This window comes from Stutzerimonas stutzeri (assembly GCF_019090095.1).
Classification (GTDB): domain Bacteria; phylum Pseudomonadota; class Gammaproteobacteria; order Pseudomonadales; family Pseudomonadaceae; genus Stutzerimonas; species Stutzerimonas stutzeri_AN.
The window spans coordinates 1,244,395-1,263,901 of the sequence record NZ_JAGQFP010000001.1 but is presented as its reverse complement, the minus strand read 5'-3'; the positions used below and the strand labels follow the sequence as shown (position 1 = coordinate 1,263,901).

Genomic DNA, 19,507 nt, shown 5'->3' with positions numbered 1-19,507 from the left:
GTAAGTTCATGGCTATTAAGGTGATTCATATTATCGCCGGTTTAGGCGTCGGTGGTGCGGAGTTGATGCTGCAGCGCCTAATTCAGAGTAGCCACCCGGCAGAGTATGAGTATAAGGTTATATCACTGACTAATCTTGGACAGGTTGGTGAGAGGTTGGAATCATTTGGTATTAGGGTAGTTGCATTGCGAATGCGCGGAGGGCTTGATCTGCTTCCGACATTTCTTAGCCTTCGTCGACAGATCACCGAGTTTGAGCCTGATATAGTGCAAACTTGGATGTATCACGCCGATTTCTTAGGCGGTCTCGCAGCTCGTTCCGTTGGGGTTCGTCGGGTTGTCTGGGGAATACGCACTACTGAAATAAAGGCTGGTGGCTCGCTTTTAACCCGGTTAATCAGGAAGATGTGCGCACTGCTTTCGCCATATATACCAAGTAGAATTGTTTGCGTAGCAGATGCTGCTCGTAAGGTCCATGAGCGAGTTGGCTATGCTTCGGAAAAAATGTTGGTAATCCCCAATGGCTTTGATATTGATAAATTAATGGCGGCGCCGGATCAGGTGAAGGCTGTCCGCCAAGCGGCTGGAATAGCCGACAATGAGACGGTTATTGGCTCGGTCGGTCGATTTAATGCGGTTAAGAATCAAAGGGATTTCATTCTAGCAGCTGCTCTTCTTGTCAAAAAACATAATAATCTCCGTTTTCTCATGGTTGGGCGCGGGCTAGACGACACTAATGTAGATTTGCATAAATGGATCGAAGAAACTGGGAGGCCGGAGTGTTTTATTCTTCTTGGTGAGCGTTCGGACATACCGTCCTGTCTTGCCGCGATGGATATCTTTTGCTTGCATTCTCGTACGGAGGGCTTCCCTAACGCGCTAGGCGAGGCGATGGCCTTGGCTAGGCCTTGTGTGGTTACGGATGTAGGGGATGCTGCGTTGTTAGTCGGAGGTGCAGGCATTGTTGTACCAAAGGAAAACCCTCTAGCTTTGGCGGAGGGGCTTGAGAAGTTGTTGTCGCTTAGTTTTCTAGAGCGCTCCAAGTTAGGACGTTTGGCGAGATTACGCATTATCAATGATTTTACTATGAAGCACGCCAGTAGTAAGTTCGAGCGGCTTTACCATGATTTGATTGCTGAGGCTTAGTGTTGTTGGAGTTTCTTGGGTGCCCGCTTTAGCTTTAAGGCCATTTTCGGAATGACTGAAAAGAAAATTCTATTCCTTGTCAATGCGCCAATGTTTTTCTTGTCGCACCGTTTACCTCTAGCAATTGCGGCGAAAGCTGCAGGATACGCAGTGCATGTGGCTACAGCTGACGAATCAGGTAGAGAGCTTATAGAAAATGAAGGTTTCATTTTTCATAATATTCCATTTGCGCGCAGCGGGCAGAATCCCCTATACGAGATCGGTACATTTATTCGGCTGCTTTATATTTTTAGGAAAGTAAGGCCAGATCTCGTTCACGCAATAACAATAAAGCCTGTTATATATGGTGGCATTGCAGCACGCTTAACTCGAATAAGGTTTTTTGTTGCCGCTGTCTCTGGCTTGGGCACAGTTTTTCTAGCTAGATCAACTGCCGCACGGCTCCGCCGACGGGTGGTAATAGCCTTATATCGCGCTGCGTTCCGTCGGCGTGGCTTGGCCGTTATTTTCCAAAATCCAGATGATCGCGATACGATGCTTGAACTAGGCATCTTGAAGTCGCGTCAGGTGAGGCTAATTCGTGGTTCTGGTGTTCGTCTCGCGGACTATCTCTATTTGCAAGAGCCTACCGGTAGACCCGTGGTGGTGATGGCTGCTCGTTTGTTACGAGACAAAGGTGTGTTCGAGTTTGTCGAGGCAGCGCGCTTGTTGCGTGACCGTAACGTTGATGTTGAGATGCGGTTGATCGGATCCCCAGACCCAGGTAACCCTACCAGTGTTAACCAGCAGGATCTTGATCGCTGGGCTCGTGAAAACCTTGTTCGCTTATTGGGCTATCGTACGGATATCGCAGAGCAGTATGCCGCAGCAAATATAGTATGTTTGCCTTCCTATCGAGAGGGTTTGCCGAAAAGTCTTGTGGAGGCTGCTGCTTGTGGCCGTGCGGTTGTCACGACCGATGTGCCGGGTTGCCGCGATGCGGTCATCTGTGGTGTAACGGGTGTGCTGGTGCCTGTTAAAGACGCCGATGCGTTGGCAGATGCCATTCAGTGTCTAATTTCCGATCCTGTGATCAGACACCGAATGGGGCGCGAAGGTCGACTATTGGCTGAAGAAAGTTTTGCGATTGAAAAAATTGTGGAGCAGCACATGAGTATCTATAAGGAGCTGCTACATGGTGCTTAAGCCACATAGAGTTCTTGTCACAGGGGCGACTGGGTTTGTGGGCCGGGCCCTAATGTTTGCGTTGGCACAGGAAAGTATAAATGTCGTTGGGACGGTTAGGCGATCAACGCTAACCGGCCCTAATAGGCAGGATCTAGGATGTGTTGGTGAACTGAATGCAACAACCGACTGGTCGTCAGTGCTTGTTGGGGTACAGATTGTCATTCATGCTGCGGCTCGCGCCCATATAATGAAAGATGAGCTTGCCGATCCTCTTGCCGAGTACCGGCTTGTCAATGTGGAGGGCACGCTTAATTTGGCCGGCCAGGCTGCTGCTGCCGGAGTCAAGCGTTTTATTTACATCAGTTCTATTAAGGTCAATGGTGAGTCGACGCCCTTGGGCAAACCATTCCTATCCTGTGATGCACCTAGGCCTGAAGATCCCTACGGACTTTCCAAGTGGGAAGCTGAACAAGGCCTGATGCAACTGGCGGCCGATTCTGGCATGGAGGTAGTCGTCATTCGCCCTCCGCTGGTGTACGGGCCAGGAGTCAAGGGGAACTTTGCGACCATGATCAAACTGGTCGACAAGGGGTGGCTGCTGCCCTTGGGCGCCATCCATAACAAGCGCTCCTTGGTCGGTATCGACAACCTGGTTAATTTGATCATCCGTTGCATCGATCATCCCGCTGCCGCCAATCAGGTATTTCTAGCCAGTGATGGTGAGGATCTTTCGACCACTGGATTGTTGCGTGGCGTGGCCGCGGCGATGGGTAAGCCCGCACGACTGATTCCCGTGCCGGCTGGCATACTTCAGCTTGTTGCTACGTTGCTGGGCAAAAAAGCGATGGCCCAACGGCTGCTCGGCTCGTTGCAGGTCGATATCAGAGAGACCTGCGAAATGCTGGACTGGAAACCACCCTATACAGTGCAAGAAGGGCTCAAGCGTTGCTTCGAGCGTTCCAATTGATCTATTACCGGATAAACCCGTGATTCGAGTTTTTGATTTTTTCTTTTCGCTGGTGGGCTTGGTGGTTGGCTTCCCTGTGTTGCTCGTGCTGACGCTTATCGGCCTATTCGATACGGGCTCACCGATTTTTCGGCAAGTGCGTGTCGGCCGCCACCAGCAGCCGTTTACGCTGGTTAAATTTCGCACCATGAAGGTGGACACCGCATCGGTGGCCACGCATCTTGCGAACAGCGCGTCCATTACCCGTTTTGGCCATTTCCTGCGCAAGACCAAGCTGGATGAGCTGCCTCAGTTATGGAACGTCCTTAAGGGCGATATGAGCCTGGTGGGGCCGCGGCCGGGGTTGTTCAACCAGGAGGAACTGACTGCGGAGCGCGCCAAGCGAGGGGTGTTCGATGTACGTCCAGGGATTACCGGACTGGCCCAGGTGAGCGAGATTGATATGTCCACACCCGCTCTGCTGGCCGAGACGGATCGGAAGATGATCAGCAGCCTGACGCTGGGTGATTACTTCAAATACATCTTCATGACCGTAGCGGGCAAGGGCGCAGGGGACCGGATAGTGAAGCGCTGACCTCAGCACACTCTCTAACCATGTTGTCTAGCGTTCGATCGATTGAATAAATGGACTGGGTAACCGAAGCGGCCGGTGTTCCGGCTCTGGGAAGGGTAGCTTTGTGTTGAGATTGGCTGAAAAACTACGTACGAGGCTGGTGCGGTTGCCCAGGCGCTACAAGCGCTTGATTCAAGTATCGACCGATGTGGTGTTGGTTTGGGCTGCGCTTTGGTTGGCGTTTGTCGTTCGATTGGGCGATACCCGTAACATTGAGCCTTTTGGTGGGCATGCCTGGTTGTTTAGTATCGCGCCTTTGATTGCCATTCCGTTCTTCGTTCGGTTTGGTATGTACCGTGCGGTCATGCGCTATTTCGGCAATGACGCCCTGATGGCTATTGCCAAAGCCGTAACGCTATCAGCGCTGCTGCTTTCCCTGGCTGTGTATTGGCGCAGTGATGCACCCAAGGTCATTCCGCGCTCGATGGTGTTCAACTATTGGTGGCTCAGCCTGGTATTGATCGGCGGCTTGCGCCTGGTAATGCGTCAGTACTTCATGGGCGACTGGTTTTCGCCGGATTCGCCCACCAAGTTCAAGGGGCGCGATGCGGGTCTGCCGAAGGTCGCCGTCTACGGGGCCGGTGCAGCAGGTAACCAGCTGGTAGCCGCATTGCGCCTGGGTCGGGGCATGCGCCCGGTCGCGTTCATCGACGATGATCCCAATCTCTACAACCGGAGCATTTCCGGGCTGCGGGTGTATTCGCCCAAGCATATCCAGCAGATGATCGATGAAACGGGTAGCGACGAGATTCTGTTGGCCATCCCTTCGGCCTCGAGAGCGCGGCGGCGCGAGGTGTTGGAGACGCTCGAGCATTATCCTCTGCATGTGCGCAGTGTGCCGGGCTTCATGGATCTCGCTAGCGGGCGCGTGAAGGTCGAGGACATCCAGGAAGTGGATATCGCCGACCTGCTTGGGCGCGATGCGGTGCCGCCGCAGCAGGCGCTGTTCGAGCAGTGCATTCGCCGTAAGGTGGTGATGGTCACTGGCGCCGGTGGCTCGATCGGTTCGGAGCTGTGCCGGCAGATCATTTCCAACAAACCCAAAGCCTTGCTGCTGTTCGAGCATAGCGAGTTCAACCTCTACAGCATTCACATCGAGCTTGAGCGAGAAATCGAGCGGGCCTCGTTGCCGATCAAGTTGGTGCCAATCCTGGGCTCCATTCGTAACGCCGATCGTCTGTTGGATGTGATGCACACCTGGCAGGTAGAGACCATTTACCACGCGGCGGCCTACAAGCACGTGCCGATGGTGGAGCACAACGTCGCCGAGGGTGTGCTGAACAACATACTGGGCACCATGAATACGGCCCAGGCTGCTGTGCAGGCAGGTGTGGCCAACTTCGTGCTGATCTCCACCGACAAGGCGGTACGGCCCACGAATGTGATGGGCAGTACCAAGCGCGTGGCCGAGATGATCCTGCAGGCGCTGAGCCGCGAGACAGCGCCGGTGCTGTTCAACGCGGACGGTGCGGTGCATCACGTCAACAAGACGCGATTCACCATGGTGCGGTTTGGCAATGTGCTGGGCTCGTCGGGGTCGGTGATCCCGCGGTTCTATCAGCAGATTCGCAGTGGCGGCCCAGTGACGGTGACCCACCCGAAGATCACGCGTTACTTCATGACCATCCCTGAGGCGGCGCAGCTGGTAATCCAGGCGGGCTCGATGGGGCAGGGCGGCGATGTCTTCGTGTTGGATATGGGCCAGCCGGTAAAGATTGCTGAATTGGCCGAGAAGCTGATTCACCTGTCTGGTCTGAGCGTGCGGTCGGAGAAGAGTCCGCATGGCGATATCGCCATCGAATTCACAGGCTTGCGGCCGGGCGAGAAGCTATATGAAGAGCTGCTGATCGGCGACAATGTCAGCCCCACCGAGCACCCGATGATCATGCGGGCCGACGAGGAGTATTTCACTTGGGACGTGCTGCGTGGGGTACTGGCAAAGCTGCTCAAGGCGGTGGAACAGGATGATTATCCGCAGGTTCGGGTACTGCTGCGCGAAGTGGTGAGCGGCTATGTGCCTGAGGGTGAGATCGTCGATCTGATCTACCAACAGCGGCGGGTTGGGCCGGCTGAGTAGCGATTCCGGTTGGCGGGCTGCCGCCCGCAATCGCCGCGGGGGCGGCCCCCACAAAAAAGCAGGTCACTGCGGGCGATGGGCGCTTCGGTTTTCTTTGGCTTTTGAGCTTTGTTTCTGTGGGAGGCCCGACCCCGGGGCGAAGCGTTTGGCTCTTGGGTGAGTAGGAAGCCCGTGTTCGCCGCGGGGCGCGGCTCCTACAAAAAAGCGCCTATCGGTCTGGCCCGTCCATCCACTTCGGTTTTGGGTAGCGGCGGTCGGCTTTACCTGCCTTGAGCACAGCGCCCGGAACCTCATGGCCGACCAGCTCGGGCAGGCTGGCGGCACATTGCAGCAAGCGGTCCAGATCGACGCCGGTATCCAGGCCCATGCGCTGGAACATGTGCACCAGATCCTCGGTACAGATGTTGCCGCTGGCGCCGGGTGCGTAGGGGCAGCCGCCCAGGCCGCCGAGCGAGGCATCGAAGCGGTCGATACCGGCGTTCAGCGCAGCCAGTGCGTTGGCCAGGCCCATGCCTCGGGTGTTGTGGAAGTGCGCGGTGAATACCGCGTCTGCCCAGCGGGTCGTTGCGTGGCGGCAAAGGCGTTCGACCTGTGCCGGATCGGCCATGCCGGTGGTGTCGCACAGGGTGATGCCCTGCACGCCGATGTCCAGCAGGCGTTGGATCAGTTCATGAACCCGCGCTTCGGGCACCTCGCCCTCGAACGGGCAGCCGAAGGCCGTGGACAGCGAGGCGTTGATGAATACCTCGCTGCCGCGCGTCACCTCGATGATCTCGCGAAACTGGGCCAGCGATTGCTCCGGTGTCATGCGTAGATTGGCCATGCCGTGTGTGTCGCTGGCGGACATCACCAGGTTGATCTCATCCACATTGCAGGCGAGGGCGCGCTCGCAGCCCCTGACGTTGGGGGCTAGCACGGTGTATTCGACACCGGGTGCACGGCGGATCCCGCGCATCACATCTTCGGCATCGCGCAGGTTGGGGATGGCCTTGGGCGAGGTGAAGGAGGTGACCTCGATCTTGGCCAGTCCGGTTTCCGAGAGGCGGTCAATCAAGGCGATCTTGTCTTCGGTGGAAATGAAGTTCGGCTCGATCTGAAAGCCATCGCGCGTTGCGACGTCCTGGATATAGAGGCGTTTCGTCATGGTGATCTCCATTGGGTGGCAAGGCTGCGTTTAGTTCATGGTGTGAGTCGCGACCGGAGGGCTTTGCCACCGGGTAAAACGGCTTTTGTAGGAGGCGCGACCCCGCGCCAAAGGCGGGCGTTCGGCCCGCACAAAAGCAACAGCTTCGCCCCGGGGTCGGGGCTCCCACGGAAGCGCCAAAGCGGCACCCGCACAGCTTTTGTAGGAGGCGCGACCCCGCGCCGAATGCGGGCGTTCGGCCCGCACAAAAGCAACAGCTTCGCCCCGGGGTCGGGGCTCCCACAGAAGCGCCAAAGCGGCACCCGCACGGCCTTTGTAGGAGGCGCGACCCCGCGCCGAATGCGGGCGTTTGGCCCGCTCAAAAGCAACAGCTTCGCCCCGGGGTCGGGGCTCCCACAGAAGCGCCAAAGCGGCACCCGCACGGCCTTTGTAGGAGGCGCGACCCCGCGCCGAAGGCGGGCGTTTGGCCTGCTCAAAAGCAACAGCTTCGCCCCGGGGTCGGGGCTCCCACAGAAGCGCCAAAGCTTCGCCCCGGGGTCGGGGCTCCCACAGAAGCGCCAAAGCTTCGCCCCAGAGTCGGGGCTCCCACAAAAAACCAAAAGCGTTGTGCGCAGCGTCTGGAATGCTCAGATAACTCCTCTATCGCGCAGCCCCTGGCGTTGCGCTTCGGTCAGGCCGAGGCCCGCCAGAACGTCTTCGGTGTGCTCGCCTAATTGCGGGCCGCCAGCGCCGATACGGCCGGGGGTACGGCTGAGTTTGGGTAGCACGCCTGGGACCTTGAGAGGGCCGGCGAAGGTCTGTACCTGCTCGATCATCTGTCGCGCCAGGTAATGCGGGTCCTTGACGATATCCGCGGCGGTGTAGGGGTAGCCCGCCGGGACGCGGGCCGCTTTCAGTGCTTCGATGACTTCGTCGCGGCTGTGCTGGATGGTCCATTCACCGATGGCCGCATCGATCAGTTCGGCGTGCTGGGCGCGACCGTCGTTGTGCGCGAAACGCGGATCCTCGGCCAGGTCCTGGCGGCCCATGAGGGTCATCAGGCGCTTGTAGATACTGTCGCCATTACCGGCGATCAATACGTAGGCGCCGTCATTGCACAGGTAGGAGTTGGACGGCGTGATGCCGGGCAAGGCGCTGCCGGCCGGTTCGCGCACATAGCCGAAGGCATCGTATTCGGGCACCAGGCTTTCCATCATGGCGAACACCGATTCGTACAGCGCGACGTCGATTTCCTGGCCTTTGCCGCTGCGGTTGCGTTCCTGCAGGGCGAGCAGCACGCCGATCACGCCATACAACGACGACAGCGAATCACCAATGCTGATGCCTACGCGCACCGGCGGCTGGCCTGGATAGCCGGACAGGTGGCGCAGCCCACCCATGGCCTCGCCGATCACACCGAAGCCGGGCAGGTCGCGGTAGGGGCCGGTCTGACCGTAGCCGGAAATGCGCAGCATGATCAGCCGCGGGTTGAGTTTGGACAGTTCGTCCCAGCCCAGGCCCCAGCCTTCGAGTGTGCCGGGGCGAAAGTTTTCCACCAGTACATCGGCCTCGGCGACCAGCTGACGGACGATCTGCTGGCCCTCGGCGGCCTTCAGGTCCAGCGTGACGGATTGCTTGTTGCGCGACTGCACGTGCCACCACAGCGACGTACCGTCCTTGAGCTTGCGCCATTTGCGCAGCGGATCGCCCACCCCCGGCGGTTCGATCTTGATCACCTCGGCGCCGAATTCGCCGAGCATCTTGCTGGCGAAGGGGCCGGCGATCAGCTGGCCCATTTCGATGACCTTGAGGCCGTGCAGCGGCAAGCCGTTTCCATTCTGTTCGTTCATCGCAACACCTGTACCGGGTCGAATCATGTGCGCAGGATGACCGAGCGCCGCGTGGCGGACAATTGCTGAATAACCAAGGCTGGTTTCGTGAAGCACGAAGGCTGCTGGTTGATGCCTTTCCGTTGCAGGCGGTTTATGGTGATCGCTTCGTAACCTGCGAATCCGAGAGGCAACCATGCGGCGTGTCGATTTCGTTACCCTGCGCCTGTTCGTCGCCGTAGCCGACGAGCGCAGCCTTACCCGCGCTGCCGAGCGCGAACACTTGGCGCTCGCGGCGGTGAGCAAGCGCATCAGTGACCTCGAGGGCCAGCTCGATGTGAGCCTGCTCTATCGCCAGCCCAAGGGCGTCGAGCTGACGCCCGCGGGCCATGCGTTGCTGCACCATGCGCGCAACCTGCTCGACGGGCTGCAGCAGATGGATGCCGATCTCAGCGAATTCAGCCAGGGCGTGAAAGGGCATGTCCGTATCCATGCCAACACCTCGGCGGTGATCGAGTTCCTGCCGGAGCACCTCAGTGATTTCGCGCGGCTGCACCCGGAAGTCAAGATCGATCTGGAGGAGCGCGTCAGCAGCGATACCCTGCGTGCCTTGCGCGAAGGCTTGACCGACATCGGCATCTTCGCGGGGCATATGCCAGCCGACGACCTCCAGGTGTTCGGCTATCGCGAAGACAGCCTGGTGCTGGTCACGCCCCGCGAACACCCACTGGCCTCGCGGCAACGCCTTGCGCTACGGGACGCCGCCGGCTTCGATTTCATCGGCCTGCAACAGGACGCCTCGCTGCATGCCCTGCTGCAGCAGGCCGCGTTGCAGGTGGGTACGCCGCTGCGTCTGCGCATCCAGGTGCGTAGCTTTGAAGCCATCTGCCGAATGATCCATACCGGCATGGGAATCGGCGTGTTGCCGGAAAAGGTGGTCCGCAACTATCTGCCGGCGTTGGATGTGGCAGTTGTCCCGCTGACCGACGCCTGGGCGCGGCGTGAGTTGAAGATTGGTGTGCGTAACCTGGAGAGCCTGTCGGTGACGGCGCGCCAGATGCTCGAACACCTCACCGGCCGCGAAGGCAACCACTGAGAAGCGCCGAAATGCGGCGTGACCAAGCCGCTGCCTTCGTCGAAAGCGAAGCCTAGCTTGGCCAAATATGAATGTCGTCTGCCAAGGACTGCGGGGTAGAGTCGGACCGGCTATTCGGCTCACACAACTACAAAATGGAGCTTTTCCATGGCACGACTTACCCGTGGTATCACCCGGCTGCTCGCCGCTTCGGCCCTGTTCAGCGTTTTCGCCGCGCAGGCTGCCGATCCGATTCTGATCAAGTTCTCCCACATCACCGCCGACAGCACGCCGAAGGGGCAGGGTGCGTTGCTGTTCAAGAAGCTGGTGGAAGAGCGTCTGCCGGATCAGGTGAAGGTGGAGGTGTATCCCAACTCGTCGCTGTATGGCGATGGCAAGGAAATGGAAGCCTTGCTGCTCAATGAGGTGCAGATGCTCGCTCCGGCGCCATCGAAGCTGGAGCAATACACCAAGCAATTGCAGCTGTTCGATCTGATGTTCCTCTTCGATGACGTCGCCGCGGCGCAACGCTTCCAGCAGTCGGACAAGGGCAAGGCCATGCTCAAGTCGATGGAAGACAAGGGCATCACCGGGCTGGCTTATTGGCTCAACGGTATGCGCCAGTTCACCGCGAACAAGCCACTGCGCGAGCCGGCCGATGCGCGTGGGCTGAAATTCCGCGTGCAGCCCTCGGATTTGCAGGCAGCCCAGTACACCGCACTGCGCGCGGTGCCGCGCAAGATGGCCTTCGCCGAGATCTACCAGGGCCTGCAGACCGGCGTGGTCAATGCCCAGGACAATCCCTGGTCGAACATCTACAGCCAGAAGTACTACGAAGTGCAGAAGTACATGACCGAGTCCAACCATGGCATCGGCAACTATCTGCTGATCACCAATACCCAGTTCTGGAACAGCTTGCCGGCGCCGGTGCGCACCGAGCTGGAGCAGATCATCGAGGAGGTGACCGTCGAGGTGAACCGCCAGGCTGAGGCCCTGAACGAGAAGGCGAAGCAGAACATCATCGATACCGGCAAGAGCGAAATCCTGGTGCTCACCGAAGAGCAACGCAACGCCTGGCGCGACGCGGTACGCCCGGCCTGGAAAAAGTTCGAGGCGGAAATCGGCACCGACCTGATCGAGGCCGCCGAGGCGGCGAACCACGCGCAGTAAACGCTACCGCTATGCGCCTCCAGAACAGCCAAAGCACCGCTCGCACAGCTGTTGTAGGAGGCGCGACCCCGCGCCGAAGGCGGGCTTTCTGCCCGCTCAAGAGCAAAAGCTTCGCCCCGAGGTCGGGGCTCCCACTGAAAGGGCAGGCTTTTGCCCGAGGTCGGGGCCTCACAACAAAGGGCAGACCTTTGCCCGAGAGCGAGGCCTCACAGAACAGCCAAAGCACCGCTCGCACAGCTGTTGTAGGAGGCGCGACCCCGCGCCGAATGCGGGCTTTCTGCCCGCTCAAGAGCAAAAGCTTCGCCCCGAGGTCGGGGCTCCCACTGAAAGGGCAGGCTTTTGCCCGAGGTCGGGGCTCCCACTACAAAGGGCAGACCTTTGCCCGAGAGCGAGGCCTCACAGAACAGCCAAAGCACCGCTCGCACAGCTGCTGTAGGAGGCGCGACCCCGCGCCGAAGGCGGACGTTCAGCCCGCTCAAGAGCAAAAGCTTCGCCCCGGGGTCGGGGCTCCCACAGCAAAGGGCAGGCGTTTGCCCGAGGTCGGGGCTCCCACAGCAAGGCTAGGCTTTTGCCCGAGGTCGGGGCTCCCACAGCAAAGGGCAGACCTTTGCCCGAGATCGAGGCCTCACAGAACAGCCAAAGCACCGCTCGCACAGCTGTTGTAGGAGGCGCGACCCCGCGCCGAAGGCGGGCTTTCTGCCCGCTCAAGAGCAAAAGCTTCGCCGCGAGGTCGGGGCTCCCACAGCAAAGGGCAGGCTTTTGCTCGAGGTCGGGGCTCCCACAGCAAAGGGCAGGCTTTTGCTCGAGGTCGGGGCTCCCAGAGCAAAGGGCAGACTTTTGCCCGAGATCGGGGCCTCACAGGACCGCAACAAGCTCTTTCCGTAGCGAGCGCGCGTCGTCAGCTTAACGGCAGAAGTTCTGCTCCAGGACGTGACGCCCATCGTGCGCCCTGGGTCTGCAGCAGCCGTTCGAGCTCTTCGTTGATGGCGCGGCGGTCGCGTGGGTTTTCGATCTTCGCGTCGGCTTCGTCGCGCAGGGCATGAATTTCCTCCCGAAAGGCGTCGAGCTGTGCGTCGCTCGGGTCGCCATGCAGGGCATTCTTCAGGCAGCGCAGCAGCGTGATCAGCACCTGCGGATCATGGCCGGCGTAGATGCGGATCGGGGCGATTACGGTCTGTAGCAAAAGCGTCATGCCCGGTTGCGGATAGAACAGGCGCGCCTGGCCGTCGATGCAGCCGATATCGAACGTCGGCACGCCGCCGAGCCGCTTCAGCAGAACGCCGAGCAGGTTGATTGCCCGTATCGCCGTACCAGGGTCGTTGATGGCCGGGCTGATGGCCTTGACGGCAATTTCGGATATCTGGCGCATGCCATAGGCGACGTTGGCGCCAGCGAATTCCCGGTCATGAAAGTCGAAGCAATCGAGTACTTCGGCCGCCTCGGCATCGTTCAGCGGCTCGCTGAACTTGATCAACGGGTGGCCCTCGATCAGAAAGAATCCTGGCTCGACCTGGATTACGGCCATCAGGTCGCGTTTGCCCATGAGTTTGCCCAACCGACGTTCGTTTACTTCGCGCAGGTAGCCGGGCCGGATGGCAGGCAGACACCACCAGTCGCCTGCGTCGGGCGGCTCGGCGATCCCGGTGATACGTCGACGGCGCTTCTCGAGATTGGCCAATGCATCGCCGTAGAGCTGACTGAGGATCCAGTCGACCTGAATCGATTGAGATACCGAGCGAATGAAAACGACGAACAACGCCATGCATACCATGCCGAACAGCAACGCCAGCAGCAGGCCGAGTGCCGGAACGCTGGCCGGGTCGTTCTTGTTCAGGGTGCCGATCATCAGCAGGAAATAGACGATGCTGCCCAGGTAGATGCCCAGGATCACCTGATTGCGCGTGTCACTGACCAGCCCGGGCAACACCCGCGGTGACAGGCGCGCAGCGGCACCATTGAGCACGACCATCACCATGGAAAAGCTGAACACGGTCAGGGAGATGATGCCGGTGATCAGCGTGCCGAGGATTTCACGGCTGTTGTCGGCATCGATCAGACCTGGCGGGAGCTTGTCGCGCAGGGCTGCGGCAGCGCCGGTCGACTCGAATGCCAGCACCAGCACAGCCAGCGCGGCATAGGCAGCCGGAATCAGGACCGGATAGAGGGCGATGCTCCCCCTGATGCGTTCAGCGACACGAAAGAAGACGTTGGCTGGATCTGACATCCGCGAGTTCCCGGGACGGCGAGCACTGGCCCTGAATATTCTAGGACCACAACGGACGTCGAAGTACGCCTCGGCCGAAGGGTCTATGCTCTAGTGGAAAGTCAGTTCTTGAAGGCTCGCAAGCCAGCGGAACGCTTCGACCCCGCGTCGCTCGAACGTGGAGTCGCCAGGCGCTCGGTGTGATTCGCATGGACGCCTGTGGACAGGGTTATTCAAAAAGATAAAAAGACCGACGATTGAGGTATTGCCAATGAGTGCTGCGTCCCTGTACCCCGTGAAACCGGAAGTTGCGGCTCGGTCGCTGACCGACGAGGCCGCCTACAAAGCCATGTATCAACAGTCGGTGGTCAATCCTGACGGCTTTTGGCGCGAGCAGGCGGAGCGTATCGACTGGATAAAACCATTTTCGCGGGTCAAGCAAACCTCTTTCGATGATCACCACGTCGATATCCGCTGGTTTGCCGATGGCACGCTGAACGTGTCGGCCAATTGCCTGGACCGTCACCTCGAAACGCGGGGCGACGAGGTCGCGATCATCTGGGAAGGAGACGATCCGTCCGAGCACCGCCACATCACCTATCGCGAGCTGCATCACGAAGTTAGCAAGTTCGCCAACGCATTGCGCGGGCAGGACGTGCATCGGGGCGATGTGGTGACCATCTATATGCCGATGATTCCCGAGGTAGCGGTCGCCATGCTGGCCTGCGCGCGCATCGGTGCCATCCACTCCGTGGTGTTCGGCGGGTTTTCCCCGGAGGCCCTGGCGGGTCGCATCATCGACGGCAGCTCCAAGGTGGTGATCACCGCCAACGAGGGGTTGCGTGGCGGCAAGCGTATTCCTCTGAAAGCTAACGTCGATGAAGCGTTGACCAACCCGCAGACCAATTGCGTGCAGAAGATCATCGTGGTGCGCCGTACCGGCGGAGACATCCGCTGGCACGAGCATCGCGATATCTGGTACGACGATCTGATGCGAGTGGCCGGCGATGTCTGCGCGCCGAAAGAAATGGGCGCCGAGGAGCCGCTGTTCATCCTTTATACCTCCGGCTCGACTGGCAAGCCGAAGGGTGTGATGCATACCTCAGGCGGCTACTTGCTGTATGCCGCACTGACTCATGAGCGGGTCTTCGACTACCGGCCTGGCGAGATCTATTGGTGTACCGCTGATGTCGGCTGGATTACCGGGCACAGCTACATCATCTACGGACCGCTGGCCAACGGTGCGACCACGCTGATGTTCGAAGGCGTCCCCAACTATCCGGACATCAAGCGGGTCGGCCAGATCGTCGACAAGCACAAGGTGAATATCCTCTATACCGCGCCCACGGCGATCCGCTCGATGATGGCCGAGGGGAGTGCGGCCATGGAGGGCGCAGACGGCTCGAGCCTGCGACTGCTTGGTTCAGTGGGTGAGCCGATCAACCCCGAAGCCTGGCACTGGTATTACGAAACGGTCGGCCAGTCACGCTGCCCGATCGTCGACACCTGGTGGCAGACCGAGACGGGCGGCATCCTGATTAGCCCGCTGCCTGGCGCGACGGCGCTGAAACCTGGCTCCGCGACGCGGCCGTTCTTCGGCGTGGTTCCCGGCCTGGTGGACAACCTCGGCAACCTGCTCGAAGGCGCCACCGAAGGCAATCTGGTCATCCTCGACTCCTGGCCGGGGCAGATGCGCAGCATCTATCGCGACCACGATCGCTTCGTCGACACCTACTTCAAGACCTTCCGCGGCATGTATTTCACTGGCGACGGCGCGCGCCGCGACGAGGATGGCTACTACTGGATCACTGGCCGGGTGGATGACGTGTTGAACGTGTCCGGCCACCGCATGGGCACCGCGGAAATCGAGAGCGCCATGGTCGCCCACCGCAAGGTGGCCGAAGCGGCGGTCGTGGGCGTGCCGCATCCGCTCAAGGGGCAGGGGATCTACGTGTATGTGACGTTGCTGGCGGGTGAGGAGCCGTCCGAACAGCTGCGTCAGGAGCTGCAGCAGTGGGTGCGCAAGGAGATCGGGCCGATTGCCGTGCCGGATGTCATCCAGTGGGCGCCGGGCTTACCGAAGACGCGTTCGGGCAAGATCATGCGGCGTATCCTGCGCAAGATTGCCACCGACGAATATGACGCCCTGGGTGATATCTCGACGCTGGCGGACCCGGGCGTCGTGCCGCAACTGATCGAGACTCACAAGCAGATGCGCCTGCGTTGAGCTGAACCTTGGTAGCGCCGCCAGAGATGGCGGCGCTACCACTGTCATCAACTGTTCGGCAAAGCGCTAGGCGCTTGTTGCTGGTTGGCAGCGGGCGTTTCCTTCGGTACGCCCGCCACCGTCAGTTCCGGAAAGCTGCCGCCAATGAACTCCACACTGCGGGTCGGGAAGGCGAACTGAACGCCCATCTCACGAATCCCGTCGAGCAACCGCAGGTTGATCTCCTGCTGGGTATCCATGTACGCGTTGTAGTCCGACACCTGCATGATGTAGACGACCTCGAAGGTGAGCTGGCTGTCGTCGAAGGCGAGAAAATGTGCGCGGTCGAACTTGGCGTTATCCAGCCCATCGATGATTCGCTTCACCAGGGCTGACACCTCGCGCACCTTGTCCGACGGCGTGTTGTAGGTGATGCCGAATTTGAACACGATGCGTCGGGTGTTCATGCGTTTGTAGTTGTGCAGGATCTGCTTGAGCAGGTCGGCGTTGGCGCAGACGATTTGCTCGCCGCTCAGGGCGCGGATGCGTGTGGTCTTCAGGCCGATGTGTTCGATGTTGCCCGCGACGCTGCCAAACACGACGAAATCACCGATCTCGAAGGGCTTGTCCACGCCGATGGACAGGGATGCGAAGATATCACTGAGCAGCGTCTGGACGGCCAGGGCAATGGCGATACCGCCAACGCCGAGGCTGGCGACCATGGCGGTGATGTCCACGCCCAGGTTGGCCAGGATCGACAGCAGCATCATCGTCCAGATGACGATGCGAATCATGATGCCGATGATCGTCGTGGTAACCGGGTTTCGCGCTTTACCGTCGCGGGTCAGGCTTTCCATCCACAAGCGAACGGCGGTATCCATCCAGAGCGCGATCTGGAACGCCAAGGCGATGAACCAGCCGTGCGACATGGCCAGTTCCCAGCGCGTCGGCAGTTCGACGACCTTCAGCGCGATCAACAGCGACAGCGCAATCAAGAGCAGATGGCTGGTGCGGCTGAGCATCTCGGCGGCAATGGCCACAAAGCCGCTCTTCGAGCCCTTGGCCATTTTTCGCAGGCGGTTGGTGATGATCCGTAAAACGGCCTGCAGGATCAGATAGCTGACGATCGTGACGCCAGCGATTATGGCGATATTGATCCAAAGCCGTTCATTCAACATCACATCCCAATTCATCGGCTGGATTCCTCCGGAGTACGCGCGACCAAGCGCTTGAGCAATGGCTCCTTTTTCGGTAGCCACGGCTGCGCATTAGTTCCCGCGATAGGCGAAGGGCTGATGAGTCAGTTGAAGCGATCGGGCGGTCGGCGAGGCGGATATGGGCAGGTCAGCGAGACGGGACGACGTCCTTTAGATCGTCATAACCACCGGCGTTGATGACCTGGCGATAGCCCATGTCTTGCAAAAGGTCCTGCGCGGCGGACGAGCGCCTGCCGCTGCGGCAATAGACCACCACCGGTGCGTCTTTGTCGGGTGCGACGCTGGCGATGCGCGCGGCGAGATCCTGGGTTTCGATCCGTGTAGCGCCAGGCAGCGCGCCGTCGGCGTATTCCTCCGCGGTGCGGACGTCGAGCAGAACGACATCAGGACGCTCCAGGGCCGACAACGCGGCGGGTCGATCGATCTGACCGCCCAGCACGGTGCCGGTCATCGCCATCAGCAACCAAAACACACGATGCATACGACTTCTCCGGATTCCCCGCTGCAGGCTAGCTGATCAAGCGGGTCAGATTCGGCAGGATCAAGATGACTGCGGTAGCCACGAGGATGAAGGTTGCCTGCCTGACTTTCTTTTGTTTGAACATAGTAGCGGCCTTTTCTTGTTCTGACGCCAAGCCCTCCGTTTGATTGGATGAGTCATTGCGCCTTGCCGGTTAGGGGGCGCGCCTCGAAAGGAAGCGCAGTGAAAATGCCCTGGCGAGTAGCAGAGGTCTGGTCCGCTTTCCAGACATGCTCGGCCGAAGGACCGATTTCTGAACAGAGCGTTGCCTTTGCTAAAGCAATATATGGGCCAGCGGTTCGGTGAAGACTTGCTTGTCGACCTTTCTGTGGAAGCCCCGACCTCTTTCCTGTGGGAGCACCGACCTCGGGGCGAAGCTTTTGGCCCTTCCTGTGGGAGCCCCGACCTCGGGGCGAAGCTTTTGCTTCTGGGCGGGCAGAAAGCCCGCACTCGGCGCGGGGTCGCGCCTCCTACAAAAGCGGTGCGGGTAGCGGTTTTGTGGAAGCCCTGATCTCGGGTTGGAGCTTTTGGCCCTTCCTGTGGGAGCCCCGACCGCAAGGCGAAGCTTTTGCTTTTGGGCGGGCAGAAAGCCCGCCTTCGGCGCGGGGTCGCGCCTCCTACAAAAGCGGTGCGGGTAGCGGTTTTGTGGAAGCCCTGATCTCGGGTTGGAGCTTTTGGCCCTTCCTGTGGGAGCCCCGACCTCGGGGCGAAGCTTTTGCTTCTGGGCGGGCAGAAAGCCCGCCTTCGGCGCGGGGTCGCGCCTCCTATAAAGCGGTGTGGGTAGCGGTTCTGTGGGAGCCCCGACCTCGGGGCGAAGCTTTTGGCCCTTCCTGTGGGAGTCCCGACCTCGGGGCGAAGCTTTTGCTTTGGGCGGGCAGAAAGCCCGCCTTCGGCGCGGGGTCGCGCCTCCTACAAAAGCGGTGTGGGTAGCGGTTTTGTGGAAGCCCTGATCTCGGGTTGGAGCTTTTGGCCCTTCCTGTGGGAGCCCCGACCTCGGGGCGAAGCTTTTGCTTTGGGCGGGCAGAAAGCCCGCATTCGGCGCGGGGTCGCGCCTCCTACAAAAGCGGTGCGGGTAGCGGTTTTGTGGAAGCCCGAGCTGGGGTGAAGCTTTTGGCCTTTCCTGTGGGAGCCCCGACCTCGGGGCGAAGCTTTTGCTTTGGGCGGGCAGAAAGCCCGCATTCGGCGCGGGGTCGCGCCTCCTACAAAAGCGGTGCGGGTAGCGGTTTTGTGGAAGCCCTGATCTCGGGTTGGAGCTTTTTGCCCTTCCTGTGGGAGCCCCGACCTCGGGGCGAAGCTTTTGCTTCTGGGCGGGCAGAAAGCCCGCCTTCGGCGCGGGGTCGCGCCTCCTACAAAAGCGGTGCGGGTAGCGCTTCTGTGGAGTCCCGATCTCGGGTTGGAGCTTTTGGCCCTTCCTGTGGGAGCCCCGATCTCGGGGCGAAGCTTTTGCTTTGGGCGGGCAGAAAGCCCGCCTTCGGCGCGGGATCGCGCCTCCTACAAAAGCGGTGCGAGTGGCGCTTGTGTGGAGTCCCGATCTCGGGGTGGAGCTTTTGGCCCTTCCTGTGGGAGCCCCGACCTCGGGGCGAAGCTTTTGCTTTTGGGCGGGCAGGAAGCCCGCATTCGCCGCGGGGTCGCGCCTCCTACAAAAACGGTGCGCTTCTGTGAGCCCGAACCTCGGGGCGAAGCTCTGTTTTTCGATCGACACCCACTTGTATTAGCCGCGGGGCGAAACGAGCGTCGATTCGGTCCCGACCGTTCGTCAGGTCACCTCCAATACAGCATTTTAAAGGTGAGCGATCGGTCCCCGCGTCGTTGCGTTCGCTCAAAGGGTGGAGCGAATGGAAACGCCGCCCGACCTGCCTGCGTCAGCGGCGGGTGAAATCGGAACATCCAGAGTAACGAGCGCGGCTGCGCCTTCGGTTGAAGAGCGAGCCCAACACATTGGGCACGCGTCGGTCTGCGAAAGCCAATAGGCAGAAACAACAAAGCCCCGATAAACGGGGCCTTGTAGGGGATCTGGCGGTGAGGGAGGGATTCGAACCCTCGATACGATTTCTCGTATACACACTTTCCAGGCGTGCTCCTTCAACCGCTCGGACACCTCACCGGATCTCGGCGGAGGTTTGAAGTCCGTCGAGGCGCGCTAATGTAGCCGAAGTGCTTGCCTATGGCAAAAGTTTTTTCAGTTTTTTCATGCG

13 protein-coding genes and 1 tRNA gene are annotated in these 19,507 nt (G+C 59.9%); 8 read left to right on the top strand and 6 right to left on the bottom strand.

The features are described 5' to 3' along the window. Nucleotides 1-8: 8 nt before the first annotated feature. From KVO92_RS05400 to KVO92_RS05380, 5 genes are all read left to right on the top strand, one after another. Nucleotides 9-1,145, top strand: a complete 1,137-nt coding sequence (locus KVO92_RS05400; protein WP_254621289.1) for a glycosyltransferase family 4 protein — start codon at nucleotides 9-11, stop codon at nucleotides 1,143-1,145. A 51-nt stretch (nucleotides 1,146-1,196) separates the two neighbouring features. Beyond that, on the top strand, nucleotides 1,197-2,330 hold the full coding sequence (locus tag KVO92_RS05395; protein WP_217474606.1) for a glycosyltransferase family 4 protein: 1,134 nt from the start codon (nucleotides 1,197-1,199) through the stop codon (nucleotides 2,328-2,330). Beyond that, a complete protein-coding gene (locus KVO92_RS05390; RefSeq protein WP_217474605.1) occupies nucleotides 2,320-3,279 on the top strand; it encodes a UDP-glucose 4-epimerase family protein in 960 nt (319 codons plus the stop codon). Before KVO92_RS05395 ends, KVO92_RS05390 begins: the two co-directional genes overlap by 11 nt. Before the next feature lie 19 nt (nucleotides 3,280-3,298). Beyond that, nucleotides 3,299-3,853, top strand: coding sequence for a sugar transferase (locus tag KVO92_RS05385; protein ID WP_217474604.1), 555 nt, complete (start codon nucleotides 3,299-3,301; stop codon nucleotides 3,851-3,853). Between the two features lie 112 nt (nucleotides 3,854-3,965). After that, nucleotides 3,966-5,969, top strand: coding sequence for a polysaccharide biosynthesis protein (locus KVO92_RS05380; protein WP_217474603.1), 2,004 nt, complete (start codon nucleotides 3,966-3,968; stop codon nucleotides 5,967-5,969). 208 nt (nucleotides 5,970-6,177) lie between these two features. Here the strand turns inward: KVO92_RS05380 and KVO92_RS05375 are convergent, their stop codons facing one another. Next, on the bottom strand, nucleotides 6,178-7,113 hold the full coding sequence (locus tag KVO92_RS05375; protein WP_217474602.1) for a hydroxymethylglutaryl-CoA lyase: 936 nt from the start codon (nucleotides 7,111-7,113) through the stop codon (nucleotides 6,178-6,180). Nucleotides 7,114-7,739: 626 nt separating this feature from the next. Continuing rightward, entirely contained in the window at nucleotides 7,740-8,942 is a 1,203-nt protein-coding gene (locus KVO92_RS05370) for a CaiB/BaiF CoA transferase family protein (protein ID WP_217474601.1), read from the bottom strand. 175 nt (nucleotides 8,943-9,117) lie between these two features. Between KVO92_RS05370 and KVO92_RS05365 the strand changes: the two genes are divergently transcribed. Together KVO92_RS05365 and KVO92_RS05360 are read left to right on the top strand one after the other, a co-directional pair. After that, nucleotides 9,118-10,017, top strand: a complete 900-nt coding sequence (locus KVO92_RS05365; protein ID WP_217474600.1) for a LysR family transcriptional regulator — start codon at nucleotides 9,118-9,120, stop codon at nucleotides 10,015-10,017. Nucleotides 10,018-10,164: 147 nt separating this feature from the next. Then, the gene (locus KVO92_RS05360; RefSeq protein WP_217474599.1) at nucleotides 10,165-11,166 is read left to right on the top strand and encodes a TRAP transporter substrate-binding protein; all 1,002 of its coding nucleotides are present in this window, start codon (nucleotides 10,165-10,167) and stop codon (nucleotides 11,164-11,166) included. Nucleotides 11,167-12,064: 898 nt separating this feature from the next. Here the strand turns inward: KVO92_RS05360 and KVO92_RS05355 are convergent. After that, complete coding sequence (locus KVO92_RS05355) at nucleotides 12,065-13,390, bottom strand: DUF2254 domain-containing protein (protein ID WP_217474598.1); 1,326 nt, start codon at nucleotides 13,388-13,390, stop codon at nucleotides 12,065-12,067. A 250-nt stretch (nucleotides 13,391-13,640) separates the two neighbouring features. On the opposite strand from KVO92_RS05355, the gene acs reads away from it, so the two are divergent. Further along, entirely contained in the window at nucleotides 13,641-15,596 is a 1,956-nt protein-coding gene (acs, locus tag KVO92_RS05350; protein WP_217474597.1) for an acetate--CoA ligase, read from the top strand. A 47-nt stretch (nucleotides 15,597-15,643) separates the two neighbouring features. On the opposite strand, the gene KVO92_RS05345 is transcribed toward acs, so the two are convergent. The 3 genes from KVO92_RS05345 to KVO92_RS05335 all read right to left on the bottom strand — a co-directional run bounded on the left by KVO92_RS05345 (nucleotide 15,644) and on the right by KVO92_RS05335 (nucleotide 19,416). Next, the gene (locus KVO92_RS05345; protein ID WP_217474596.1) at nucleotides 15,644-16,768 is read right to left on the bottom strand and encodes a mechanosensitive ion channel family protein; all 1,125 of its coding nucleotides are present in this window, start codon (nucleotides 16,766-16,768) and stop codon (nucleotides 15,644-15,646) included. 151 nt (nucleotides 16,769-16,919) lie between these two features. Then, nucleotides 16,920-17,273, bottom strand: coding sequence for a rhodanese-like domain-containing protein (locus KVO92_RS05340; RefSeq protein ID WP_217474595.1), 354 nt, complete (start codon nucleotides 17,271-17,273; stop codon nucleotides 16,920-16,922). Nucleotides 17,274-19,326: 2,053 nt separating this feature from the next. Next, nucleotides 19,327-19,416 (bottom strand) — tRNA-Ser (locus KVO92_RS05335). Nucleotides 19,417-19,507 lie beyond the last annotated feature (91 nt).